The sequence below is a fragment of the Marinomonas sp. THO17 genome, assembly GCF_040436405.1.
GTDB lineage: Bacteria > Pseudomonadota > Gammaproteobacteria > Pseudomonadales > Marinomonadaceae > Marinomonas.
On the sequence record NZ_AP031575.1, the window covers coordinates 3,707,339 to 3,734,208 of the forward strand.

Consider the following 26,870-nt stretch of genomic DNA (forward strand, 5'->3'; position numbering starts at 1 on the left):
AGCGTGAATATTGCTTTATTCTGGTTTTACTCCAAGTCCTAATGCCAGTCCCAAGGTAATTCTGTTTGCCAAATGTTCGTAGATGAGTTCATCAAGTTGTGCTTCAAGGTCAAACATGGTGGTTTGCGCAGAGATTAAATCACTCAATTCGGCCAGGCCATTGCGATATTTGGTTTGATATTGGGTTAAATTGTTACGTGAACTTTGTAATGCATTGCGAATGTGTTTTAAGCGCTGTTGTAACACCTTTTCTTGCCCCAAGGCGTCTTCGACTTCGTTCACCGCTGTTAATAAGGTGTCGCGATAAGCTTGAAAAGCCTGTGCCGTTTGTAATTTGGCGACTTCTGCTGCGGCTTTTAATTGACCACCTTGATAAAGCGGCTGAGTTAATTTCGCTGCTAAGCTCCAAATAGGTGAGGTAAAGAGTGCCATTCTAGGCGATTGTGCTGCATCAGACAGGGCTGCGCTTAAACTAATAGAGGGCAACATGTCTTTGTAGGCGACTTGAGTGTTTAAATCCGCGGCTTCTATGGTGAGATAGGCGGATTTTAAATCTGGACGGCGCTGCAGATTTTGTTCCGGTAAGCCAGTGAGGGAATAGCTAACTTCTGGGTAATCTTGTTGAGCAGCTATTTCCAGCGGTGTATTGCGCCCTAATAAGGTTTGCAGTTCGCGTTTCTGAATTTCCAAGTTTTCACGATATTGCGCCAAATTTGCTCTGGATTGAGAGGTTGAAGTGCGAGCTTCGTCCAAGGCTTCTAAATTGTTCAAACCGCTCTTGAAGCGTTTAACAATGAGTTGTTCGTTGGCTTCCAATAAGCTGAGACGTTTACTTTCTATCTCGATGGCATGTTGTTTAGAGGTTAAAGACAGCCAAGTTTTCATGACATTGGCCACGAGTGTGTCTTGGCTGGATTGAAATAAAGCTTCATCACTGGCTAGGCTTTTGGCTGAGGCTGACTCGGCATTGGCGAGTTTCTGCCATAAATCCAACTCCCAGCTGATATTGATTTTGGCAGCATAGTTTGTGTCACTGTCTTGTTCTTCATTGACATCAAAGCTGGCGTCTACGGAAGGTAAATTCGCACCATGAGATTTTTTAAGTTCCCACAAACTGGCTTGAAGGGTTAAGGCGGTTTTTTGCAGGCTCGGATTGGCTGATAAAGCTTCCTTGATCAGCATATCTAATTCATCACTTTGAATTAAATCGGTTAGGTAACTTATTTCACCTGCAAGATTCAGTGACTGCCATTGATTGGCTTGCACCTCGGTATTGTCCAATTCTTGCTGTGCCAAATTTGCGTAGTCGATTCTTTGTTGAGTACTACTACAAGCAATTAAGGTGACGCTTATGCAAAATAAAACGACACAGCGGAATGGCTTATTGATCATTTATCAATCCTGACTTTGTCCAGAAAACTACCTTAAATGTGATCTCTGGCCTTCTGTATGAGTGGAATTGCCGAAGATTATTGGATTATCGGTTACACCTATAAAGCATATTTTCAATTATTTACACTTAGATGAATTGTTTTGCAATCCATACTTTTATTGACTCATTTTGTGATCAGAAGGTTCCAGAAAAGGATAAATTAAATATTATTATGGGCGTTTTTTAAGACGATGTGGGAAGATAAACCTCACCACTCATTTGCAAAATATGAATTGTTATATATTCTTATTGTTTAAAATAACAACAATAACAGGCCTAAACGGCGACAAGGAGATATAATGAAAGGTAAATTTGCTTCTCATACCCTATTAGCAACCTTGGTTTCATCGGCTTTTCTAACGGCTTGCTCACACTCCCCATCCTCAACCGCTCAATTAAGCCCAGCCATTCCTGAAAGGTTAATTCAGCAATGTGAAGCCTTTGCTGATCAGCTTGCTTACCAAAATACCAGCATCTTCGCAGTGGAATCCATTGCCAAAGGTGATATGTCGGTTGCAGGCAAAGCCATTGATGAGCATTGCTTGGTGAAAGGTGAAATGAATCGACGAGTGAGTCCGGTAGATGGTAAAGAATATGCAATTGGCTTTGAGATTCGTCTGCCTAAATCATGGAACGGTCGGCTTTTGTATCAAGCAAATGGTGGCATAGATGGGACAGTCAGAGCGGCAGAAGGAGGCTTTGCGGGTGGACCAATCACCAATGCATTATATCAAGGCTTCGCTGTCATTAGTTCCGATGCCGGACATGATCGTCCCTTGCCGACTTTTGGTTACGACCCTCAAGCTCGTTTAGATTATGGTTATCAGGCGGTAGGCAGTTTGACACCCATGGTCAAATCCTTAGTGGCACAAGTTTATGGAAAAGCGCCAGATCGCAGTTATTTTTCAGGTTGCTCCAATGGTGGACGACATGCCATGGTTGCGGCGACGCGTTACGCAGATGAATACGATGGTTTTTTAGTCGGGGCCCCAGGTTATCGTTTGCCTTTAGCTGCCGTGGCGAACATAGCAGGAGCAAAGCTTTATTTATCGGTACCAGGCACAACAGAAAAGGATTTGAGTGCGGCTTTTACTATGCAAGAACGCAAATTGGTCTCCACAGCCGTGTTGCAACAATGTGATGCTTTGGATGGCCTAAAAGACGGCTTGATTCAAGATTATAATGCCTGCCAAGGTGTTTTTGATTTGGACAAAAATGTCCCCTCTTGTGGCGCTGGGCGCGATGGCTCATGTTTGACGGCAGAACAAAAAAATGTCGTTGCCAAGGTTTTTGATGGCCCTCGTTTGCTCAATGGTGAGCGAGTTTATGCTTCTTTTCCTTACGATGCTGGTATCAGCAACCAAGATCAAATGAACTGGGAATACAGTGCGCCTATTAAGCGTGATTCTGGCGCAGTGAGTATGATATTCCAAACGCCTCCAGTTGATCTGAAAGACCTGAGTATTCGAAATTTTAATGGGCCTGAATTCGTATTTAATGCGGATATCGATGAACTGGTGAAAAAGGTCTATGCCACTGACGGGGACTATCAAGAAGCCAGTATGAGCTTCATGACACCAGTTAACCCTGAAGATATGAGTCTGATGCGTGATCGTGGTGGCAAAATTATGGTGTATCACGGTGTGTCTGATCCCATTTTCTCGGTGCAGGACACGCAAGATTGGTATCAAGCTCTAGACCAAAAAAATCATGGCAACGCTGGACAATTCGCACAATTTTACCCTGTGCCAGGTATGGCACATTGCCGAGGCGGTCAGTCGGTTGATCAATTTGACATGCTGACGCCTCTGGTCAATTGGGTAGAAAAGGGAGAGCAGCCTGAACAGGTCATTGCCTCAGCCCGTGGAGACAGTAATCCAGGTGGTGCCAATAAAGAATTGCCGAGCGATTGGTCTGAAACTCGTACACGTCCTTTGTGCCCTTTCCCAACAGTGGCTACTTATGATGGTCATGGAGATCCAGAAAAGGCGGCCAGCTTTGTTTGTCAATAAATGAGCGAATAGGGTTATTTTGCCGTCACAAGGAAGCCAACTTGGCTTCCTTTTTTCATTGTGAGTTTTGATGATGGCTTATTGAGGTTTTTGCTTATCCAAAATATCACGGGTGCGATTACGGAAATGATGCAAAAATTCCGACATACGCTTGGGCAAACTACCATAAGGATACAAAAGGTAAACCGGAATCATAGGTAATTGCCATTGTGGTAGGACGCGAATCAAATCTCCTGGGTGATGTTTTTCTCGCATGGTGACCATGTAATCTGGTAAGACACCAACACCAGTGCCTTTGGCAATCTGTTCTAACTGCATAGCAATTTGATCTGTCCAAATTTGTGACTTTGGAATTTGAATACGCTTAGCGCCATCTTGCAAATGATGTAACTCTAAATCACCAGCCGGTTGATAAAAATGGTGAAAGTTAACCCAAGGAATGTTCTCTAACTCTTCTACATCAATCAGATTAGGGTTGTTTTTGACAAACTCTTTGGAAGCGTACAGTCCACAAGTTAAATAGCCAACCATTTCTTCTTTAAACCGAGATGGCTCAGGTGAGCCTAACCATACACCAATATCCGCTTGTTCTAATTCGGAAAATTTAGAGGTGGTTTTAAGAGAAAAATTGATCTCGGGGTGTTCATTGGCAAAATGAATGATTTCTTTGGGGAGCCAAGAACGGGCTAAGCCGGAATAAGCAGCAATACTCAAGTCACCAATCACATTATCTTGCAATGAGTCTATGGTTTTTTGCGCTTGGTTTGCCGCTTCAATGATTTTGCAAGCAAAGGGATGAAAAGCATGTCCAGCGTCGTTGGCGATCATTTGATTGGCTTGGCGAAGTAATAAAGCTTGGCCTAACTGATTTTCAAGATGAGCGATGCGACGACTGAGAGTGGACTTGGAAACGCCAAGACGTTTTGCTGCTTGAGTTAAGTTCTCTGTTTCGAGCAGCGTAATGAAACTTTGTAAGTCATTTAAATCATACATACAGCAGGCCTGATCATTCTCGATGTGCAGAGTATTGCATATTTCGGAACACATCGTTCCGAACTCTAGTTGTATTTTTGTGTGAGAATGTAAATAGTAACCAATCTTATTTGTAAAGTTGAGGCTTTTATGCTTTTAAGCGGCACTTTATGTCCACTTAAACCTTGCTCTTCTAAAGTTTTTTCTAAACTTCTTTCGTGCTTTTTTGCCTTGCTGTTTGCTCATCATGGCTTGGCACAAATAGATTTATCCCCAAAAGCACTGGTGGAACAAGGGTTAGCAGCGGGTAAAAATTACCCTGGTTTAGCGAACATTTGCGCCATTGATCAGCCGCTGAGAAACATAGGTGCGCGAAAAGCGGGCTCTGGGAATAAGAAGCGTACGTTAACGGATGAACAAAGAGCTGAGCGTGCCAAACGTTCTTATATTGAGCCACAACAAGTCTTTGATAATCTTTACTTTGTGGGTAATCGTTCGGTGGCCAGCTGGGTGATAAAAACCTCTGCAGGGCTCATCTTACTCGATGCTATGAACAGTAACCGGCAAGCAGAAGACATTATTGCTGCTGGTATCAAAAAGCTTGGTATGGACCCCCATGATATTCGCTATCTGATCATAGCTCATGCCCATGGTGATCATTATGGGGGGCAAGAGTATTTGGTAACATCCTTCCAGCCAAGAGTGGTCATGAGTGATGCGGATTGGACGGAACTTGAAAGGCCAGATCCAGAAATCGTGAACCCTAAATGGGGCAAAGCGCCCACTCGAGACATCACCATTCATGATGGTGAAGTGATCGAATTGGGTGATACTAAAGTGGAATTGTATGTCACACCAGGTCACACCCTAGGTACCATTTCACTGATCTTCCCGGTAAAAGACGGCGAGCAGACTCACATGGCGGCTATGTGGGGCGGCACAGGATTGAACTTTGGGCCCAATATTGAGCGTCTGCAAATGTACACAGATTCAGCAGCACGCTTTAAAACATTAGCCGATAGCAAAGGGGTGGATGTGTTTCTATCGAATCACCCAACCCGAGACAATAGCGTAGAGCGAATGCAAGCCTTGCAACAACGGCAAACTAGCCAGCCACACCCCTTTGTTGATGCCAATGCAACCAAGGCATTTGCTTTGTTGCGTGATTGCAGTTTGGCTCGTGTGGTGAAAATTACAAATTACCAAGATAGAGTACAGCAAAATTCGGCTTCTAAAACCAATTGATTGGTAAAGGGTCGCTTTATCAATCATTTGAGCAAACATGATAAAAAGGCGACTTTATCTCATAAATGATAAAAGTTATTATTCGCATTTTATACCCTAGTGCTAATAAGGGTTATTTATTCAAAGGCTATTTATTTTAAGGCCATTTTTTAAAAGAAGAGGTTGATATGTCCTTGTTAGGTGGATTGAGTCGTTCTGCAAGTTTGGCTTTGGGCTTACTCTTTACTGTGCCCGTCTTTGCAGAGGATATTACCGTGGCGACAAAGTATGGTGATGTGACGGTAAGTGACAAAGTTGAACGCATAGTGACAGTACATGAAGGGGCTTTGGACGCGGCTTTTGCTTTGGGTTTTGAACCCGTTGGCGCGATTTCTACCCGAGGTGGTGATGGTGTGGCTCAATACATTCAAAACAGGGCAAAAAACGTCAATATTGTCGGCACCTCACGTGAAACCAACCTTGAAGCGGTCATTGCAGAACGTCCTGATATTATTTTGGCATCTTATCGATTGTCAGCAGAGCAATACGCTTTGTTATCAAAGATTGCGCCGACTATTGTGCCACAGGGCGATGGTATCCGTCCGGATGGTTGGATCCGTGAAATGCGTGTGTATGCCAAAGCATTAAACCGCGAACAAAAGGCCGAACAAATTATTCAAGCGGTTGCCGAGCGAGCAAGGCAAATTAAAACCCAGTTACAAGCCAAATTGCCGTCAGATCAACGTGGTGCGGCCTTGATTCGTTGGATGCCGCAAGGCGCTTTGGTATTAACCACGCAATTTTTCTCCAATGGTTTATTGTCGCAAGCGGGCTTTGAGGTGACGGATTCTGGTTTAATCAAACGTGGCCGTCCACATTCCAGTCCCTTGAGTTTGGAAAACTTATCAAAAATTGATAATGACTGGATCTTTATGGCGACGTTAGACGATGAAGGTCAGCAAGCCTTAGAGGCGGCACAAGCGTCGCCTGCTTTTGCTCGTCTTGAGGTGGTTAAGCGTGATCATGTGATTCCGGTGAATGGGCAATTATGGACGAGTGCTTCTGGCCCTATTGCTGCAAACGCAATTTTGGATGATATTCAAACCCTTCTGGATACCAAGGTTCAATAAACCTAATGCAATTATGGTTTCAAACACCGCCAGCTCAGCGGTCAATTTTGAGTGCTTTAATACCAGTCGCCTTGCTGCTGGTATTTTGCTGTCTGGCCAGTTTGTTTTTTGGCGCGGGTGACGTTGGTCCAAGGGAAGTGTTGGCTGTGCTATCTGGCCGTGGTTCGGACGATGCGCAATTCATTGTCTATGAGTTGCGATTACCCAGAACACTGGTTGGTCTCTTTGCGGGTCTGTGCTTAGGCATTGCCGGTGCCTTGATGCAATCGGTGGCGCGTAATCCTTTAGCAGAACCGGGTTTACTGGGGGTCAGTTCAGGCAGTGCTTTTGCCGTTGCTATCGCGTTGACTTTGGGTGCCAGTACGGCGACCTTATCGGTTGGCTTAGCCCAATTAGGCGCACTTATTGGCTGTTTTTGTGTGATTGGCGTGGCGCAAATGCAAGGACAAGGTAATGACCCCATTCGTTTGGTGCTGGCGGGGGCTGCCTTGTCCAGTTTACTGATTGCTATGACATCATTATTACTGCTTTACAATGAACGGGCGGCGGATGAAATCCGTTTTTGGGTAACCGGCAGTATTGCAGGACGGCGTTTGGATCAATTGTTATCTTTGATGCCATCGTTTTTACTGGCATTAGCTTGTGTCTTATATGTAGCAAGGCCTTTGGCCTCGCTGGCATTAGGCGAACGCGTTGCCATAGGTTTAGGTTATAAGCCAGGCCGTATTCGTTTGATTGTGGTGTTCGCAGTGGCGTTATTGGTCGGCGCAGCGACGGCCATTGCAGGCCCTGTGATGTTTGTTGGTTTGGTCGTGCCCTTTGCTGCGCGTGCTTTGGTAGGGCCAGATATTCGCAGAACCTTATGGCTGTGTTTGCCGATTGGACCTTTAGTCATATTAAGTGCGGATATTTTCTCCCGATTGGTGGCGCAACCTGCTGAAATGCCACTCGGGGTATTAACGGCTATGGTGGGGGCACCTGTTTTATTGGCCATTGTTCGGGCCCATAGGTTACCAACATTATGATGAACAGTCTTACCAATACATCCGGTATATCCTCTAATGTGCCTGACGGCTATGTGAAAATTGCTTGGGGACGGTTTGCTTGCTTAATAGATGGTCGGGCGATTCGTCGTAACCTATTGCTATTGAGTTTGGTGATACTTGCCAGTATCGCGTCGCTTGCCATAGGAACGGTTGCTTTGTCACCTTGGCAGGTAATTCAAGCCTTATTTGGTTATGGTGATACCCTAAGCCAATTTGTGGTACAGGATTTACGTTTACAGCGTTTGCTGGCGGGTATTTATACGGGGGCAGCCTTTAGTTTGGCGGGATGTTTAATGCAAACTTTAGCGCGTAACCGCTTAGCCACACCGGGCATTATTGGCATTGATAACGCGGCCATGGCGTTTGCTGTGTCTTCTGTGGTCAGTACCGCCATTTCCATTGCACCCTCGGCTATGGCTTTGGCTGGAGCGGCCACCGCGACAGCACTTGCTTTTGGTTTGGCGGGCAGCAGCGGTACTCGAGGATATCGTTTTATTGTGGCTGGTATTGGTATTGGTGCTATTGCTGGTGCCCTGACTCAACTCATGTTAAGTCAGGTAGACATAGATACGGCCAATGCGGCTTATCCTTGGACAGTGGGCAGTTTGAGTGCTCGTCCAGAATTAATGGTGAACATCTTAGGAATAGGCTTGCTGTTTTGTCTTATTGCTTGCTTGTTGCTAACCCACTTATTTTCTTTATTGCCTTTTTCAGATGCTGTCATCACAGGACTGGGTTCCAGCACTAAGTGGCTGCGTTTATCATCATTAAGTTTGTCGATTATATTGACTGGCTTGGCGGTCGCTGTGGCCGGTCCAGTGGGTTTAGTCGCTTTGATTGGGCCAGAAATGGCGCGCGTGTTTGCGCGCTATCGTGGCATTCCATTGATAGGTTCAGCGTTGGCGGGTGCCTTTATTATGGTGGTGGCAGATTTAGTGGGGCGTACTATCTTGTCTCCTATTGAACTGCCGGTGGGCATAGTGACCTCTGTGGTGGGTGGACCTTATTTGATTTGGATTTTGATTCGTCAAAAATCCAAGCACAACTTATGATGATTTAGGCCTTTGATAGAACAAGATAAAAGGATAGTTTTTTCGTGACTCAAGTGGATACAGTAACTCTTGCTGCACAAGGGTTAGCCTTAAAACATGGCAAAACCAGCATTATTGAGAATTTAGACATTCAATTGCCAAATGCTCAGGTGACAGCCATCGTCGGGCCGAATGGTTGTGGTAAATCCACCTTACTAAATGGTTTGTCGCGTATACACGTGCCAAGTGGTGGCGCTGTGTTGCTCGATGGTAAAGACATTCATCGCTTGCCGTCAAAAGAAGTGGCGCGTCGTTTGGCGTTATTGCCTCAAGATACCATTGCTCCGGATGGCATTAGTGTCAGTGAATTGATTCGTTTCGGTCGTCATCCTCATCAAAGCGCTTTAAAACAATGGGCAATGAGTGATCAAGAAGCCATTGAATACGCTTTGCGTGCGGCGGACCTGAGCGATCTTAAAGAGCGATTGTTGGATACCTTGTCTGGCGGACAAAGACAAAGAGCTTGGATTGCCATGTCCATTGCTCAAGAGACGCCTTTGTTATTATTGGATGAACCGACTTCGGCACTGGATTTAGGACACCAAATTGAAGTCTTTGAGTTGATTCGCGAGTTGTCTGAGCAGGGCAAAACCATTGCTATGGTAGTACATGATCTGCCCAGTGCGTGCCGTTATGCCGATCATATTGTGGCTATGAAACAAGGTAAAATCATTACTCAAGGCAGCCCGAAAGAAGTGATGACCAAAGAATTGGTCATGGAGCTTTATGGCGTGGAGTGTGATTTGATACCAGATCCTATGACAGGTAGCCCCATTCTCATTAATATTCAGCGAATGAAGTCCTAAAATATTGCGGTGAATTCACCGCAATATTTTATCTGATGACTTTGTCTTCTAAGGTGAATCAGGTTGCATTTCTGTTATGACTCTTCCAAGAATCTTGATTCCTTCTTCACGCTTTTCAATGTTCTTTTCACTGTAGTTTAAACGAAAGCAATTGCGGTATTTCCCGGTGGACGAAAACAACGGGCCCGGCGCAAAGCCAACCCCTTGTTGACGGCATTTTTCCACCAATTTCATGCTATCGATATCTTTTCCTAACTCAACCCATAGGATGAAACTGCCGGCTGGATAACTGACTCGAGTGTCTTTGGGAAGATAGGTTTTAATGGCTTTAAGCAACATGTCTCTTTGTTTCTCATAGTTTAAGCGCATATTACGAATGTGCTTTGCATAACCGCCAAGGCGAATAAACTTAGCCACTGCCAGTTGAGGCATCACTGGACACATGGAGCTAGAAACATACTTTATGTGTGTCACCTTATCACGATATCGCCCCGGGGCGATCCAACCGACACGCATACCAGGAGCAATGGATTTGGAGAAAGAGGAACAGAGCATAACACGACCATCGGTGTCAAAGGATTTGATGGTTTTTGGCCGTGGAAACTGGAAAGAAATGTCACCGTAAATGTCATCTTCTATGATGGTGATGTCATAACTTTGTGCCAGACGGTAGAGTTGCTCTTTCTTGTCTTCTGGCATGGTGTATCCCATTGGGTTATTGCATGTGGGGGTCACAAAAACCGCCTTGATTGGCCATTGATCCAAGGCTAACTCTAAGGCTTCTAAACTGATGCCTGTTTCTGGGTGAGTGGGGATTTCCATGGCTTTAAGGTTAGCGGCTTTGATGGCTTGCATAGAGCCGTAAAAACCAGGGGATTCAATGGCAATGATGTCGCCTGGTTCAGTGGCGGCCCGAAGACAGACGGATAAGGCTTCTTGACAGCCCGAGGTGATAACAATGTCATCAGGATGCAGTTGGCAGCCAGACGCCACGGCCAAACGAGACAACTGCACACGCAGTTCTTTAGTGCCACGAAGGTCAGAATAGCCTAAGCCAATTTCTGGGTTTTGTTTACTCAGGTCTTTTAATAGTGGTTTGAGGCTAGGGGCTTTCATATCCGGCATAGCATGTTGTAATTGTACGCCGTTATTACTACTGCGAATCAATAGCATGTTGAGTACTTCTTCCCACTGTGAGACATCCAAAGGACGTTGTGGCGGTCGAGAAATACTGGGTAAATTGTCTTTATTTTGCACACTGACGAAATAGCCAGATTTAGGCTTGGCTTCGACCAAGAGGGCTTGTTCTAATTGCCGATAGGCTTCTTGTACGGTGGAAATGCTAACGCCATGTTCTTTTGCCAGTTGCCTAACCGAAGGGAGTTTATCGCCTGGTTTATAGAAACCCAGCTCAATATGCTCTTTTAGCCGAATGGCGAGATTTTCATACAGCGTCATTTTCCCCCCAAAACTGTTTAACTGTATCCTGTTGCAATCATTGTAAATCCTTTAATGGTAAGAAATAACCATACAGATTGGATAAAATAGAAGCATACAGAGTATTTTTTCTTAATCTGTATGATGAATTAAAGTTTTTTTTGAATCTGTATTGGAACTTGTCTCTGCTCTAAAGTATAGAAACATACACAAAGGGGGTATTGTTAGGATACACCTTCAACATAAGGAGATAAGTCATGTTAGTAATTGGTTTATTCGCTCATCTACAAGCCTGTGTTTTACGTTTTCAAACTCGTAAAGCATTAAAGACATTGACAGCGGAACAGTGCATGGATATTGGCGTAACACCAGAAGAACGGGTTATGGAAGCCAATAAGGCCAGTGTGAGAGGCTTTTTACAGGGCCTGTTTCATTATAAAGAGAGCTAGGGGGACAATATGGATACGTCGTTTTTTATTGCTTTGGCGATGTTTGCTTTTATTACCTCGGTAACGCCTGGCCCCAATAATATTATGTTATTAGCCTCTGGTGCACAATTTGGTTATCGCCGTACCATTCCACATATGCTGGGTATTATTATTGGCATGTTTAGTTTGTTGTTGGCCACATTGTTGGGTTTGGGCGCCTTGTTCAGCTTATATCCGTCTCTCTACTCAGGCCTGCAGTGGGTGGGCTGTTTGTACTTGCTTTGGTTGGCTTGGAAAATTGCCAGTTCGCCAGTAGGACATTTTGACCTTGGTGAACAAGCAGCCAAGCCAATGACTTGGTGGCAGGCAGTATTATTCCAGTATGTCAACCCGAAAGCTTGGATGATGTCCCTAGGCTGTGTCAGTACTTTTACCTTTGCAGGAGATAAATATTTAGCGTCAGGTATATCAATTTTGTTGGCGTTTGCTTGCTTGGGATTTATTGCTATTTCAATATGGGCATGGGCAGGTATGAAGATTCGTATTTGGTTAACCAACTCTAAACGGCAGCGTGCCTTTAATTATCTAATGGGGCTGGCCACCGCGATGACATTATTTATGATAATAGGGTAAATGAGTAAAGGGGAGAAGGTGACGGACTCAAATCAAATGAAGGTGATGGATAAAGCAGAATCCGTTTGGAGCCTCTATATTATTAAGACCCGTTTGAATACCTTATATACAGGGATAAGTACCGATGTGGGTAGACGTTTTAAAGAGCATTCTGGAGACAGCAAAAAAGGCGCTCGTTATCTTAGAGGAAAGGGGCCATTGGAATTGGTTTGGCAACATAGGGTGGATTCCAAAAGCCAAGCTCTGATGATTGAAAATCGTATTAAAAAGCTAAATCGTCAACAAAAACAAAATTTGATAGCGGGTAAAATTGATCCGCTGTCTTTGTTATCAGAAGAGCAAACATAAGCATTGTATTTGCGTGAAATCATTCGTAGCATAATCCTGCTTTTTACCTCATTTTACAGGAGAGTAAGTGTTTATGATCAGTCACATTGATCATCTTGTTTTGACCGTTGCCGATATTGATAGAGCCGTAGACTTTTATGAAAAAGTGCTACAAATGGAGGCCATTAGCTTTGCTGAGGGGCGACGGGCTGTTCGATTCGGAAAACAGAAAATCAACTTTCAAACCCTTGGTCAAGAACTTAGAAATCATGCCATGGAAGGCTCAGGAGACCTGTGTCTTATTAGTAATTGGGCATTGGATGAAGTGATTGCGCATTTACAGCAACATGAGGTCACCATTATCGAAGGACCTGTGGAAAAATCTGGCGCAACTGGGCCGATTCAATCGGTTTATTTCAATGACCCAGATAATAACCTGATTGAAATCAGTGTGCTTCAGCATGTGGACGAAGAATTAATAGAAGACGCTCAAAGCGACACTGTGGCGAAAGACGAAACTGAAGAAGCCCAACAAGAAGTCAAAAAAGCAACTAAAAGAGAAGCCAAAAAAGAAGTTAAAAAAGAAGCTAATAAAGAAAGTGAAAACGATACCAAAGACCAAGCGGATATCAAGGAAGATGAGAAAGGCTAAGGAAGCTATTAACATTCTTGCTCAATCTTGCCTTGATAGGCCATTTTACTAATAAGATTGATGTTCAGCAGACTTATTCGCACCTTGCTTAAGTAAATACCCTTCTGAATAGGCTAACAAAGCAGGATAGGATTCTTCTTCATAATCCCCAAAACCAGCTAACTGACGTGCTTTGATACGGCTGAAGATTGGTTGGGTTAGGCCTGTTAGAAAACGCGTTATCAAGGTTGGGGTGATCTTGGTGTCCCTGGACAATTGTTGGACTTGTTGCACAAAACCACCAATATCTTGTTGTAACCTAGGGTCAAAATGTGAAAGGTCTTGATTCTTCTGCTCAAAGCGCATGATGTGACCCTGACAAACGGAACAGTGTCCACACTGCTCGGGGGCATTTTGATCACCAAAATAGCGCGCCAAATTATGATTCAAGCAAAGATCCAATTCGAAAAAACGAATCATGGTGGCAATGCGTTCGATTTCAGAGGCTTCTTTTTGCTGAACATAATCTAGCAAATGCTGATTCACTGCCTGAGTATCAAAGTCTTGTATTCGGCTATGGTACACTTCTGTGACACCTTTCATATCCAATACTATTGCATCTTGCTCGGCAGCAAATTCCAACAGGGTAAGTGCTTCTGCTCTTTGCATGCCCAAGTGGTGATTGAGCCATTGCAAGTCCACATTACCCCAGATTTTCTTATATTGAATGCCTTGTTGAAGTCTCTGAAAGGAAGCTTGCCATTCGTTTGATAAGCCTTGTATGAAGTGTTCAGGCTCGGTAAGCCATTTCACTTTAATTTCTGCGTAATAAGAGTATTTGGCTTCAATCACGCCCATGAGTTCAAGTTGTACTAGCAGGGTTTTCAATGCCAAATTACGAATATTGGTGTCAATAGACAGATGATACAACTGAGTTTGCCATTCACCCTGATGGCTTTGTTGTTGGATGAGTTGAATTAAATGATGAATACTGTGGGCTTCTGGCGTGTCACCATAGACGAAGTTTTCAAGCGTGTTTAATCCGTTTAAATTACCCAAAAGTACACACTGACTTGCTTGTTGATCTCGACCCGCGCGGCCAATTTCTTGACTGTAATTTTCGATTGATTTGGGCAAATCATAATGCACCACCAGTCGGATATCGGACTTGTCTATGCCCATGCCAAAGGCAATGGTGGCGATGATGATGGGAGTACGTCCTTGCATGAAATCGGTTTGAATTTGCTGTCTTTTCTCACTGTCTAAACCGGCATGATAGGCTTGAACCCTATGGCCTTTATCCTTTAGCTGTTGGGCCAGTTGCTCGGCGGTTTTTTGTAAAGTGACATAGACGATACTTGCCCCTGCTTGTTGCGCTAATAGGGTTTCAAGTTGAGCAAATTTTTGTTGCTCATTCACTGGGATGAGCTGTAAATGTAAGTTGTGGCGATAAAATCCAGTCTGTACTATTTGCTGCGGCTGGATGGCAAACTTCTGTGCCATGTCTTTTTGTACTCGACGCGTGGCCGTTGCTGTCAACAATAGCACTTGCGGAATCTTGAGAGACGCTTGATATTGCGGCAGCTTTAAATAGTCGGGACGAAAATTATGTCCCCATTCGGAAATACAATGTGCTTCGTCTACCACCATTAGGGAAATAGCAACTTGCTGAATGAAACGACGAAAGTTCTCATTTTTAAAGCGTTCTACTGAAATCATCAGTATCTTGATCTTGCCAGCTTTAACTTCCGCCATTATGGATAGGCTTTCTTCTCTGGACTGAGTGGAATCTAAACGGGCGGCGGCAATACCTTTGCTGTGTAGAAAGCTTAATTGATCCTGCATCAGGGCGATAAGTGGAGAAATGACTAGGGTAAGGTGCGGTAATTGTGTGGCGGTGAATTGATAGCACAGAGATTTTCCGGAGCCAGTAGGAAAAACTGCCAAGGAAGAACCACCTGTTAAAAGGTGTTCGACAACTTGGGCTTGTCCTTCTCGAAAAGCCTCAAAACCAAAAATACGATACAGTTCTTGTTCTGTCCCTGTCATCTCTGTGCTCATCCTTGTCATAGAGAAAGCTGGCCCCATTCCGTCTGGCAAGCTTTTAGTTCATTAAGATGGTTTAGCCAATATTCTTCACTGGTAAACCAAGGAAAAGCTTTCACAAAAGCTGGGTCTTGCCACCGATTGCTCAGCCAAGCGGCATAACAAATGATGCGAGTGGCTTTGAATACATCAATCAAAGCCAACTCTCTGACATCAAATGCAGCATAACTTTCATACCCTTCGATCAGTTCACTCAATTGCTGGCGACTTTGTGAGAGGTCAGTAAGGTGTAGCCACAAATCTTGTATTGCCACGCCATTTTGGCAGTCGTCAAAGTCTAATAAGTGAAACTCATTGTTGACCATGAGTAGATTACTGCGGTGACTGTCCCCATGAATGGGGCGCAAGGCATGTGGCCAAAAGCTTTGCATTTGTTTTTCACACAAGCTGAGCAACTTAGTAATGCTGGCTTGATAGGGGCTCTGCAGTTTGGTTGGCATGTGTCCGCTATTGATAATGTCTGTTGCGGCTTGATTGATTTGCTCTAAAGGTGAGACGGATGGACGTTGTTGGAAGCTTTGATGGCTTAATGCTTGATGTAACTTGCCAATTAACTCGCCGATCTGAAAAAGTTGATCAAGATTCTCTGCTTCGGGGTGTTGTCCTACCAAACGTGGCGTTAGACAGAAATGCCATCCTTGATGTTGAAACAGAGTGTGACCATTAATTTGCAAAGGTGCAGCAAGGGGGAAGCCAGACTCTGCGAGCGCCAGAAGCGTATCGTGTTCTTCTTGGATTTGCGCTCGTTGCCAACGATGGGGACGATAAAACTTGGCAATCAGTGGTGCACTGTCTTCGATACCAACTTGATAGACACGGTTTTCATAGCTATTTAACGGGTATATACGGGCGTCAGTCCAGAAGTCTAATGACTCGACAGCATCGAGAATAACATCGGGAATCAGGTTAGAAAAATCCTGTTGCGCATTCATAGATAGCTTTTACCCTTTGAGTCAAATAGATGGCGCCCTGACACTATAAGGAAAGCTTGATTAAAGCAAGCCAAGTCGTTTTTTCAGGGTGTGTTCTTGGGCTTCACTCAGGGGAGAGGCTTGGCCAGACTCAATTAAACGATTCCAATGCTGCCAAGATTTAATGGCTTCACCAAGGTGGTCGCGAGCTAAATACTGTTGAATCTCAATACGGAAGGAATTGGAAATGGCCGCTGGGTTGGCTTTACCAAAGGAGCGTAAACGCACCAAAGAGCGTTTAAATTTATCGGCTAACTTAGCGCTATCTCCGCTTTCCTTCATCAAATTGGTCAGACATTTTAGATATTCATAGTAGTATTCCACTTTTTCATTAATGGTATCTCGAGTCAGTCGAATAATACGCGAATAGGCGTGTTCCGCCGTTTCCCAATCATTAACTTGTGCACTCAACTCAGCCAAGCGCAGACAACGATCATTCGAACGGGGTGATACTTCTAAAACGCGCTTAATGGTTTGTTGCGCTTCGATAAGATCCCCTTGATCTTCTTGTGCATCTGCCAGCAAGTCATAAGCAGATAAAAAGTGGCGGCTTAGATTGATGGTTTCTTCTAACTTTTGAATAGCGGCGCCTACAGCACCCAATTGCATTTCACATTGGGCAATGCCGAAATGCGCCCAAGCAAGATTCTTGTGATTCTTCACCACCAGCATATAGTGACTCTTAGCGTCTTTATAGAGGCCTCGAGCATACAAGGATTCACCAATGATTTTTAAGCATTGATTCGTGTAATGCGGGTATTGCTCCATGATGTCTTTGGCTTGTGCCGCCATGTCTTCATGTTGCCCACTTTTGCGAGATTCATTAATGCCATCGAAGGTTTTTTTCTGATTTTGCACTCGATCAAAACGGCGGAAAAAGGCGGCGGGAGGAAAAGGTTTTACTAAATAACTGTCTGGCTGATATTCCAATACACTGACCACACTTTCATATGCGGTATCAGCCGTGATCATGATGAAGACGGTAGAGTGGTCTTGAGAGTAATTTTTACGAGATGCTTCGAGGATTTGTTGACCATCAATGCTGCCGCCTAGGTTGTAGTCGGACAAAATCACATCATAGTGTTTTTCAAGAATACGTTTCATGGCCAGTTGGCCGGAAGGTTCTACGTCTATATTTACATAACCTAATGACGTCATTAGGGATTTCAACATAAGGCGCATTTCACCTAAGTCTTCAATAATAAGTACACGTTTTTTCGCAATATCTACTAGCTTTTGCTGAACGCTGTTGTTTTCTTCAATGCCTAATGCGGTTAAATCTGTCAAACGACTACCCAATAAACTAACCTAAATCTTTTCTTTGTTATATCATGGTATGTACATAAAGCCCAAAATTAGTGAGTATTTTTTACCAATAATTGTGTGGTAATTTGTAAAGTTAAAAGGATTACTACTTTAGTCGTAGGTAGCTGGAATCACATTGATCTTGATAAATCCCAGCATAGGATGGATGAAAAGAATAACAAAGGTTGGAATTATGTTGTACTTTCAAATTAGCTGTACTCTAGGGCTCTTATTGTTACTTGGTTTTGGTAATTGGCAAGAACAAATTCCCATTGCTTATACGGCGATTGCGGCGTTTTTGTCGGCCTTAATAGTATGGCGTGGATGGTCTGAAAAGCGCGTTCAAGCAAAGACTCATATCATGGATACTCATGATTTAGGTCACATGGATGCAAACATTCAGCAAGTAGGTCAACGAGTCACCAAAGCCACCTCGCGAATGGCGATTGGTGCGGCTGAGGTATCACATTTTGTGGATACGCTCAGTAAAGACATTCATCTAACCTATGAAGACAGTGAGCAAATAACTCAGGCAGTGGATACCCTATCGAATACGGGGATGACCTTGTCAAATAACCTGGCCCATTTAACTCAAACCATGACGGAAACCGCCCAATCCAGTCATACAGCGCAAACTGCTTTATCGCAAAGTGCCGAGCAAATTAATGAATTGACCAACAAGGTACAAAGTGCCAGTGATCAATTGGCTCGCTTGATGAAAAGCGCGGACGACATTGACTCCATTACCAGTGTTATAAAAGGGGTATCGGAACAAACCAATTTATTAGCATTGAATGCGGCGATCGAAGCGGCTCGCGCGGGTGAACAGGGGCGTGGCTTTGCTGTGGTGGCTGATGAAGTTCGGTCGTTGGCGGGAAAAAGCGCCGATGCATCCGAGCAAATCTCTACTCTACTGAATGAGGTTCGACAAAATAGCGCGGGTACCAATCATGAAATGCAGGCCCTAAAAACCTTAGCAGAAGAGTTATCGAGCACCTTATTAGGGGAAACGGATCGCTTCATTGGTTTAACGAAAGAAGTACAAAATGCGTCGAAAGTGTTAACCGAAGTGGAAAGCAGTAGCGAAGAGTTGGGCTCAGCCAGCTCACAAATTAGTGGCTCAATCAATCGTATTGGTCAATCTTTACAAGACATTTCCAAACGCAGTGATCGTTTGTCAGATGAAGCAGCAAGTTTAAGTAATGGTGCCGAAGTGGTGTTTCGTGAATTGGATAAAGTGGATGATAACTTGTTTTTCTCTACTTTGTTGGCCAGTGCTAAGAATGCTGCCACGCAAATTGGCATCTTGTTGGAAAACGCCATTGATCAAAATATTCTCAGTAAACAGCAGATATTTTCTCGTGATTATCAACCTATTGAGGGAACGAATCCGCAAAAATACAGTACTGCCTATGATTATTACAGTGATGAGAACTTTCCCAAGATACAAGAGGCCATATTGTCACAGCATGATGAGGTTATGTTTGCTGGTGCGGTGGACGTAAACGGTTATTTTCCTACCCATAACAAAAAATTTAGTCAGGCTTTGACTGGGGATTACGACACGGATTTGGTCAACAATCGTACCAAACGTATTTTCAATGATCCTACAGGGAGTCGTTGTGGGGCGCACACTGAGAGCTTTTTATTGCAAACCTATAAACGTGATACTGGAGAAATCCTGCACGATTTATCTGTTCCTATCTTTGTTAAAGGTGAACACTGGGGCGGTTTTCGCATGGGCTTTAAGTCGAACGTGCAAGAAGAATAATCAGCCTTTGTGCGACAAGATAATCAGTTTTACAGCTTAATCAATGCCACACTGGCACCGTTTAGGCAAAGTTGTTGTTCTTTCAATTGAGCATTAGGGGATAAAAATAGCGCTTCTGCCGGTACTTGTTGACCTTGACTCACAGGCACTGGCACCCTAATTACTGTGGCTTGGTTATAAAACACCAGCCACAAACGACAGCTTAAATTTGCCGTGGTTAACATCATGGCCAAATAGTGGTTATTTGCGTCATGCCAATCTTGCTCTGTCATTTCTTCACTTTGTTGATTTAACCAAGCTACTTGGTCTGTTCCCAAGTGCTGAAATAAAGGGTCGTCTGCTAAATGCACTTCGGTCAGAATAGGGTAGGTCTGACGTAACTTAATCAACTTGGCCAAGTTGGTTTGCAAGCTCTGTGAGACCTTGTTTGCTTGCCAATTGAGCCAAGTGATTTCATTGTCCTGACAATAGGCATTGTTATTACCCTGTTGTGAGTGGCTGAGTTCGTCTCCACCTAGCAGGTGAGGTGTGCCCTGACTGAGCAGCAACGAAGCCAGTAAACAAATTTGTTGGTTGAAGCGTTGTTGTTCGACGATAGGGTCATCACTGGGGCCTTCCACACCAAAATTCACACTGATGTTGTCCCCGTGTCCATCGCGGTTGTCTTCCATATTGGCAAGATTGTGTCTTTGCTCGTAAGACACCAAATCTCGCAAGGTAAAGCCATCGTGGTAAGTGATGTAATTTACCGAATTGAGAGCGCTTTTTAGGCCTTTATGGAAACAGTCCCTTGAGCCCATGATGCGGGTGGCAAACTCGGCAATCATGCCTTGATCGCCACGCCAAAAACGGCGAATTGTGTCGCGGTATTTATCGTTGCATTCCAAGAAGCCTTTGGGAAACTGGCCAACTTGATAGCCGTTCGGACCTATATCCCAAGGCTCCATAACCAAACAGGTTTGACTCAATACTGGGTCTTGCAAAATGGCTTGCAGAAGGGGAGCGTTGGCACTAAAGTCGTGCTCCACTCGGCCCAAGTCGACACCCAGATCAAAACGAAATCCGTCTACTCCCATTTCATTAACCCAATAACGCATGCTGTCGCAAATCAGTCGAATACTGGCAGGACTATGGGTGTTGATGCAGTTACCGCAGCCGGTGTAATTCAAATACTCACCATGCTGGTGACGGTAATAACGCGCATTGTCCAGACCGCGAAAGCTGACACAAGACTGGTCTATCTCGCTTTCCGCCGTGTGGTTGTACACCACGTCCAAAATTACCTCAAAACCGGCTTCCCTTAAGCCATCTATCATGCTTCGAAATTCCCTAATGGCATCCTCTTGAGCATAGGAGGGTTCTGGTGTGAAAAAATTGACAGGATTATAGCCCCAGTAGTTATTGAGCCCGAGCTTGTGTAAGTGACGCTCTGTGGCAAAGGTGAAGCAAGGCATTAACTGAATCGTGGTGATGTTAAGGCTTTGTAAGTGGGTAATGGCAGTCGCAGATATAACGCCGAGATAGGTACCTTTTAGTGCCTCTTCAATGGGCAGTTGTTGTGTAAAACCTTTGACGTGCAGTTCATAAATCACCCTTTGCTGTGGGTTGATACTATTGCGTGGCGGACGTGAGTCTTCTATTGATGAGGGTAAGACAATGCATTTGGGGACACAATGGGCTGAATCCCTTTTATCTAATTGCAACTGCTCGTCTAAGCTGGCTTGTTCTGGGTGCCACACCAATTTGCCCGTCAATGCTTTAGCATAAGGATCGATTAATAGTTTGGCTGGGTTAAAAAGTAATTGTTTAGCGGGATCGAAAGGGCCTTCAGCACGCAATCCATATTTTTGTCCAGCCTCTAAGCCCAATACCTGCATGTGCCAAATACCACGATGCTTGGCAACAAAAGGTAAGCTCTCAATCAGTTGTTCATTATCGTCAAATAAACAAAGGTGCAACTGAGTAGCATCTTCCGATACCACGGCAAAGTTCACCCCCTGTTGTGTCACACTGGCGCCAAGTGGAAAAGCTTGTCCCTGACTGACTTGATAGCGACCCACCGAATGTCTCCTCTGCTAATGTTAAAGACCTTATTAATCCAAGCTATGCCAACGCAAAATCAATCCACTTAATGGTGGCACAGACAAGACAATACTTTGCGGTCGACCATGACTGGCTTGTGTCTCCGTTACATAATGGCTTTGCGTATTATATTGACTGCCTTGAAAGCTTGCGTCGTCACTGTTAAGTAATAGCTCATATTGCCCTTTTTGTGGCACACCAATGTGATAGTGAGGGTGCGGTGTGGGTGTTAAATTGACGATAACCAGTAAGTGTTCTGAGGAATTTTTACGGCGGCGCACAAAGCACAGTATACTGTTTTGAGAGTCGTCATGACTGATCCATTCAAAGCCTTCCGGTTCATGATCAAAGTGCAGGCTAGTGTGCTCTTGATAAAGCCAATTAAGTTGCTTGACCAGCTTTTGTTGCGCTTGATGATAATCAATGTCCAGTAAATGCCAATCTAAGGAACGTTCGTGACTCCATTCTTGACCCTGCGCGAACTCATTCCCCATAAAATTGAGCTTCTTACCCGGATGCGTATACATGTAGACATAAAAGGCGCGTAAATTGGCGAATTTTTGCCAAGCATCACCGGGCATTTTGTCCAACATGGATAGCTTACCGTGCACTACTTCATCATGGGAAATGGGCAAAATGAATTGCTCATCAAAGGCATATACCATGCTGAAACTTAATTCTCCTTGATGGTACTTGCGATAGATAGGATCGCGTTTCATGTAAGCCAAGGTATCGTTCATCCAGCCCATATTCCACTTAAAACCAAAGCCAAGGCCATTCATAAATGTGGGCTTGGAGACCCCAGGAAAGGCGGTGGATTCTTCTGCCACAGTGAAGCAGTTAGGATGATTGAGGTAAATGGTTTCATTGAGTTTGCGTAAAAAAGCGATGGCTTCATAATTATGATTACCCCCATCTTGGTTGGGCACCCATTCGCCTTCTTCACGGGCATAATCTAAGTACAGCATAGAGGCCACTGCATCCACCCTAAGGCCATCAATATGAAATTCGTCTAACCAATAAACGGCATTACTGATCAAATAATTCACCACATGCTCTTTGCCAAAATCATAGATCAAAGAATTCCATTCTGGATGCCAGCCTTTTTTCGGATCTGGGTATTCGTATTGTTTTGAGCCGTCGAAATTTGCCAAGCCATGACTGTCGGCTGGAAAGTGTGCTGGCACCCAATCCATGATTACGCCTATATTGGCTTGATGGAAAGCATCGACTAAGGCTTTGAAGTCTTCCGGGTTACCAAAGCGAGAGGTGACCGCATACAAGCCAACGGGTTGATAGCCCCAAGAGCCATCAAATGGATATTCGCTAATCGGTAAGAGCTCTATGTGGGTGTAGCCCATGTCTTTGACATAAGGGACCAACTCATCAATGAGTTGTCGATAACTTAATACTTGGTTGTCTTTCTGACGTCGCCATGAGCCAAGATGAACTTCATAAATGCTCATTGGGGCTTGATATAAATCTTGCTCAGGACGTGATTGCCACGCCTGATCTTGCCACTCATGTTGCTGATCAAAACAGGTAATGCTGGCAAAAGACGGATATTGCTCAATGCGCTTAGCATAAGGATCTGTGCGATGTGGTAAGAGTTCACCATCTTGTGCACGAATTTCAAATTTATAGCGGGCGCCATGATTCACATCGGGAATGAATAAACGCCAGATACCATCACCATTACTGGACATAGGGTGAACCCGACCATCCCAACCATTAAAATCGCCAACCACAGAGACGGAACGTGCTGCCGGAGCATACACCGCAAAACGCGTACCATTGATAGTGAGATGTGAATTAACTTGGGCGCCACGGCGGATGGCACCTTGACTCTTGTATAGGCTGGCGGTGTGATGTTCAGGATCGGCAAAACTGCTGCCAGCGAATTGATAGGCATCCACCAAAGTGTGGCAGTTTCCATCCTGATACTGAATACGCAAACGATAATGAAAACCGTCATGTCCTTTAGGCCAGCTGGCTCGAAAGAGACCGGCAGGGTGAATTTTGCTTAATTGGCCGAGGGACACTTCTTCATCAATGGCGATCACCTCAATCTCTTCGGCAAGAGGTTGCCAAGTGGTTAGAGTAAGTTCCTTCGTAACTGGGTCTTGATGTAACCCGAGAAAAGCAAAAGGGTCTGAACAGCGAGCATTGAGTAAATCTTGAAACAGGTCGTGCTTGACTAAATCCATGTAAATCTCCAGCAAGAATCATTTTATTTGCTCGTATCACTTTGTCTTAGATGACTGTGGAATTTGCTGACCGCCCAGCGTAAAAACTGATTGGCTTTACTGGGTGTAATTTGTGCAAACTCGTCTAAGGCAATCGCTACCTTATCTTCATCCGGGTGTTTGGCGCGATATTGTTTAGCATAGTCCAATGCGGCTTTAGACACTAATAAAGGCAGATTAATTTCTTGTTTAAATAAGCAGTTAGGGTGTTGTTGGCAGAATTGAATAAAAGCATAGAGGCACTCAAAAATAAGACTCTTGTACCAACTTGGATGAATGTCCGAGGTCAGGTCTTCAATCAACAAGGCAAAAGTATCTTCTCCTGGTGTCATAGAGCTCAGGGCGCGAGTACAATCTAACGCGGTTTTACTTTGTACATCGCCAAATACTATGGTGTTAACGTGTTTTAGACTGTCCCAGAGTTGTAATAACAAAGAATCAGGCAGTTTGGTGATCATGCCCTGTTGGCTACGCCAATCAAACCAGTCTATGTCTTTCATCGTTCCCTGAATGTCAGCAGTGTGATGATATTGAAGGGTGTTGGAAACATGAGCAAACTCATCGTGTTTTTGTTGTAGCACCTGTTCCAATGTTTGATACAAATCAAAGGGGGAAAGATTGGCCAGAGTGTCATAGATAGGCACATCACCATTGGGATTAAAGTGCCGTGCACACAACATAACCAAATTATGGATGCGAATGGTGCGAACCCCAGAGAAAAACTCTGGATGGGTGCGGATCAAGGTTCCGGTAATCGCAATCAGCTCATGGCTTAATACTAAACTCAGTGGTGAACTTGAGGATTGACGCAGCATTTCCATTATCTTGTCTTGATGCAAAGGCGTGGAGATTTCCATTTCTGTCTGTGAGGATTCGCCAATGACCAATAAACGCTGACGCACCGTAATGTCAGCTATGTAGGTGGCTAAATCTGTAGTAGGTGTGATGAGTAAGGCAAAAAGTTGACGAGCGGCACGCCATTCTTCCTTAATCAGAGCCTGAAAATACACGGTATCGAGCACCTTATAGGCCGTGGTAGCGGGTTCTGAATTCGGTAAGGTGTTCATCAGTGCTTTTCGCTCGGCCAATAAGGTGAGGCAGTGAACGGCTTGTGGCAAAGAGGGTTCATCGGCCAGCTGATTGAGCAACTGTTCAGATGATAAATGCTCCTGATCCAAAGCAAAGTAATCTGTTTCTTCCGTTAAAGGCCAGTTTTTTGCGTGTTGTTTAAGTTGAATACCTAAGGCCAAATTGTCACTGGTTTTCATGGTAATGGTGCGGCGGTTGCCTGATTTAAAGGCATTTTTAGCCGATTGGGGTACCACTCGGTATTTTTCATGTTCGCCTTTCTGTAGGAGGCGAATAAATTCGAACAGTTCACTGCTGTTGCTCATCTCACAAATGGCTTCATCAATCAAAATACTGAATACGGCGTTGGCTCGGTAATACCAATGATTGGCTATGTTTATGAGTTCATTGTGAATGTGGGCTTGAAAAAGGTTTGGATCAATTTTTCGGTAATCTTTGTCTTCGTTCTGAATCCAAGATAAGCAAAGATAGTCAGCATTATTAATGCAGAACGCCTGCGACGTCGCCAAACTGTTCAAGGCTCGATGTGGCCTGCCGGTTATTTTTAAGCTGGTGGACTCACCTAAGTGCTGATAAGTGGACACCAGTTGTGCCGCGGTGATGGCTTTAAGTGGGGCAATGTCGGCTAAGGTTTGGCACAAACATCCCGCATTCATTAAGCGTCGTTTGACCTTATCATTCTGCGCCAGAATCACCAGAGAAGTGCTGACCTTACGCTTACGATGTTGGTTTCTGTGTAGCCCAAGTGGGTCCAAATCGTCAGTGGTAATTAGCTCATCGTCGAGCATTGTGCCGACCAAATATAAACTTTGTGCCCATACTAAGGGCAAATTATCGTTGGCCACACGACGTTGCGAGCCGGGCTTGGCTTTTTCCGCACGTATGTTTTCCTGAGGAACATAGTAAAGTTCCGGCAACAAAGAATGACCGTCCTTTTCTACCATCAAGACCTCTAATTTGTGTCGGTAAAAGTTGGCACTTTCCCAGTCTCTTGCAAACAGGCGGTCGATGTACAAATAGGTGAAGAATAAGGGCCACTCTGATTCAATGTGCTCAAAGTTAATCAATTCATCGTATTCGTAGTGAATGCGATTAGGGTCTTCCAATACGGATTGATGACCGTCTAGTAAAAAACGTTTACAACCGTATTCGCCACCGAGTTTGTTGATAATTTCTTGACGCGTACGGCGGGTAAGTTGCTCGTCATTGACGGCAAAGGCAGGGAAGCCGATGATGCTTAAAATGGCGCTGTCGACTTCTTTAGAACGAGATTCCTTGGGCAGTAAGGATTGCAGTACTGAACCGGCTCGTGCCACAGCGTCGGCAAACGAATGGACCACCGCCCATTCGGGCCCTTGGTCACCAAATAAATTGAGTCCATCCATCGCCTCCATCGCGGCTTTGGCCATACCCACCGAGCTGGCATTAATTTCCGCTTTACCATTATTTACTTTATTACCGCGTTCCCAAATGCCGTAGTCAGGGGTGCGATAGGTGCGTGAAATGTAGTAAATGAGATTTTGGATAAAATTGAATTCATCGCGGGAAAAAATGAGGCTACAGCCCGCTTTTGTCATTTGCGCCATCATCAATAAATAGAAGCTGGTGGCGTCTATTTGTAAATGTCCCCAGGCATCATCGGCAACGGCTTCCAGTCCCGTTTTGGTGTCGTATTTGGCGTGTAAGGCGTCTTTTGGGTCCAAACTGTGTTTAAAGGCTTCCACCTTATGAGATTGGCGCATCATGGCGAACAATAGACCACGCATCATTTTAATACAGGCAAATTCCAATTCATGAGAGCGTTTGTCAGGATCCGAGGCGCGCTTATAGGCTAGGTGCAAGGCCCAAACGGCTTGAATACTATAGACATTATCTCGCACCCAAGCATCTGTGTAGTTGCCATGACTGTTAATACTGGTACTGGCGGGAAAAAGGCCAGTGACAGGATGCTGGCGAGATAGGATCACGGCTTGAATGTGTTGGTAAAGAGAGTCGAGCTTATCTTGTGTATCAGATGGCATTTCTATTTCAACCCTTTTAAATAGTCTAAGGAAGATGCGATGTCGTCTACATAGATTTTGGGGGGTAGAGCATGTTGTTAAGTCATGATTTGTTCATACCTTCCATAATT

Annotated in this window: 19 protein-coding genes and 1 pseudogene; 11 read left to right on the top strand and 9 right to left on the bottom strand. The window is 44.4% G+C overall.

From position 1 onward, the window contains the following. Nucleotides 1-15: 15 nt before the first annotated feature. On the bottom strand, nt 16-1,392 hold the full coding sequence (locus ABXS85_RS17470) for a TolC family protein (RefSeq protein WP_353667804.1): 1,377 nt from the start codon (nt 1,390-1,392) through the stop codon (nt 16-18). A gap of 339 nt (nt 1,393-1,731) precedes the next feature. On the opposite strand from ABXS85_RS17470, the gene ABXS85_RS17475 reads away from it, so the two are divergent. Further along, complete coding sequence (locus tag ABXS85_RS17475) at nt 1,732-3,444, top strand: tannase/feruloyl esterase family alpha/beta hydrolase (RefSeq protein ID WP_353667805.1); 1,713 nt, start codon at nt 1,732-1,734, stop codon at nt 3,442-3,444. 78 nt (nt 3,445-3,522) lie between these two features. On the opposite strand, the gene ABXS85_RS17480 is transcribed toward ABXS85_RS17475, so the two are convergent. Then, nucleotides 3,523-4,437, bottom strand: a complete 915-nt coding sequence (locus tag ABXS85_RS17480; RefSeq protein WP_353667806.1) for a LysR family transcriptional regulator — start codon at nt 4,435-4,437, stop codon at nt 3,523-3,525. Nucleotides 4,438-4,647: 210 nt separating this feature from the next. On the opposite strand from ABXS85_RS17480, the gene ABXS85_RS17485 reads away from it, so the two are divergent. The 5 genes from ABXS85_RS17485 to ABXS85_RS17505 all read left to right on the top strand — a co-directional run bounded on the left by ABXS85_RS17485 (nt 4,648) and on the right by ABXS85_RS17505 (nt 9,713). Further along, entirely contained in the window at nt 4,648-5,661 is a 1,014-nt protein-coding gene (locus tag ABXS85_RS17485) for an MBL fold metallo-hydrolase (protein ID WP_353667807.1), read from the top strand. Between the two features lie 167 nt (nt 5,662-5,828). After that, on the top strand, nt 5,829-6,770 hold the full coding sequence (locus tag ABXS85_RS17490; RefSeq protein WP_353667808.1) for an iron-siderophore ABC transporter substrate-binding protein: 942 nt from the start codon (nt 5,829-5,831) through the stop codon (nt 6,768-6,770). Nucleotides 6,771-6,775: 5 nt separating this feature from the next. Continuing rightward, the gene (locus ABXS85_RS17495; RefSeq protein ID WP_353667809.1) at nt 6,776-7,795 is read left to right on the top strand and encodes an iron ABC transporter permease; all 1,020 of its coding nucleotides are present in this window, start codon (nt 6,776-6,778) and stop codon (nt 7,793-7,795) included. Further along, on the top strand, nt 7,792-8,868 hold the full coding sequence (locus ABXS85_RS17500) for an iron ABC transporter permease (RefSeq protein WP_353667810.1): 1,077 nt from the start codon (nt 7,792-7,794) through the stop codon (nt 8,866-8,868). The genes ABXS85_RS17495 and ABXS85_RS17500 overlap by 4 nt, the downstream gene beginning before the upstream one ends. A 44-nt stretch (nt 8,869-8,912) precedes the next feature. Further along, on the top strand, nt 8,913-9,713 hold the full coding sequence (locus ABXS85_RS17505; protein WP_353667811.1) for an ABC transporter ATP-binding protein: 801 nt from the start codon (nt 8,913-8,915) through the stop codon (nt 9,711-9,713). A 48-nt stretch (nt 9,714-9,761) separates the two neighbouring features. Here the strand turns inward: ABXS85_RS17505 and ABXS85_RS17510 are convergent, their stop codons facing one another. Continuing rightward, on the bottom strand, nt 9,762-11,171 hold the full coding sequence (locus ABXS85_RS17510) for a PLP-dependent aminotransferase family protein (protein ID WP_353667812.1): 1,410 nt from the start codon (nt 11,169-11,171) through the stop codon (nt 9,762-9,764). A 236-nt stretch (nt 11,172-11,407) separates the two neighbouring features. Between ABXS85_RS17510 and ABXS85_RS17515 the strand changes: the two genes are divergently transcribed. The 4 genes and pseudogenes from ABXS85_RS17515 to ABXS85_RS17530 all read left to right on the top strand — a co-directional run. After that, nucleotides 11,408-11,599, top strand: coding sequence for a hypothetical protein (locus ABXS85_RS17515; RefSeq protein ID WP_353667813.1), 192 nt, complete (start codon nt 11,408-11,410; stop codon nt 11,597-11,599). A gap of 9 nt (nt 11,600-11,608) precedes the next feature. Then, entirely contained in the window at nt 11,609-12,211 is a 603-nt protein-coding gene (locus ABXS85_RS17520) for a LysE family translocator (RefSeq protein WP_353667814.1), read from the top strand. An 18-nt stretch (nt 12,212-12,229) separates the two neighbouring features. Further along, nucleotides 12,230-12,559: a GIY-YIG nuclease family protein gene (locus ABXS85_RS17525; RefSeq protein ID WP_353667815.1), complete on the top strand. Its 330-nt coding sequence runs from the start codon at nt 12,230-12,232 to the stop codon at nt 12,557-12,559. Nucleotides 12,560-12,632: 73 nt separating this feature from the next. Then, a pseudogene (locus tag ABXS85_RS17530) lies at nt 12,633-12,998 on the top strand (VOC family protein); the annotation flags it as partial. 240 nt (nt 12,999-13,238) lie between these two features. Here ABXS85_RS17530 and ABXS85_RS17535 read toward each other — a convergent pair. The 3 genes from ABXS85_RS17535 to ABXS85_RS17545 are packed head-to-tail and all read right to left on the bottom strand — an operon-like array spanning nt 13,239 to nt 17,533. Further along, a complete protein-coding gene (locus tag ABXS85_RS17535; RefSeq protein ID WP_353667816.1) occupies nt 13,239-15,218 on the bottom strand; it encodes a RecQ family ATP-dependent DNA helicase in 1,980 nt (659 codons plus the stop codon). Between the two features lie 17 nt (nt 15,219-15,235). Then, a complete protein-coding gene (locus tag ABXS85_RS17540; RefSeq protein ID WP_353667817.1) occupies nt 15,236-16,207 on the bottom strand; it encodes a serine/threonine protein kinase in 972 nt (323 codons plus the stop codon). A 60-nt stretch (nt 16,208-16,267) separates the two neighbouring features. Further along, nucleotides 16,268-17,533, bottom strand: a complete 1,266-nt coding sequence (locus tag ABXS85_RS17545; RefSeq protein WP_353667818.1) for a response regulator — start codon at nt 17,531-17,533, stop codon at nt 16,268-16,270. Between the two features lie 211 nt (nt 17,534-17,744). Here ABXS85_RS17545 and ABXS85_RS17550 point away from each other — a divergent pair, with 211 nt between their 5' ends. Further along, entirely contained in the window at nt 17,745-19,322 is a 1,578-nt protein-coding gene (locus ABXS85_RS17550; RefSeq protein ID WP_353667819.1) for a methyl-accepting chemotaxis protein, read from the top strand. A 29-nt stretch (nt 19,323-19,351) separates the two neighbouring features. Here the strand turns inward: ABXS85_RS17550 and glgX are convergent, their stop codons facing one another. From glgX to ABXS85_RS17565, 3 genes are read right to left on the bottom strand one after another with little or no spacing between them, the layout of a single operon-like run. Then, on the bottom strand, nt 19,352-21,382 hold the full coding sequence (gene glgX, locus ABXS85_RS17555) for a glycogen debranching protein GlgX (protein WP_353667820.1): 2,031 nt from the start codon (nt 21,380-21,382) through the stop codon (nt 19,352-19,354). 33 nt (nt 21,383-21,415) lie between these two features. After that, on the bottom strand, nt 21,416-23,611 hold the full coding sequence (gene glgB, locus ABXS85_RS17560) for a 1,4-alpha-glucan branching protein GlgB (protein ID WP_353667821.1): 2,196 nt from the start codon (nt 23,609-23,611) through the stop codon (nt 21,416-21,418). Nucleotides 23,612-23,634: 23 nt separating this feature from the next. Next, entirely contained in the window at nt 23,635-26,760 is a 3,126-nt protein-coding gene (locus tag ABXS85_RS17565) for a glycoside hydrolase family 15 protein (RefSeq protein ID WP_353667822.1), read from the bottom strand. Between the last annotated feature and the right edge of the window lie 110 nt (nt 26,761-26,870).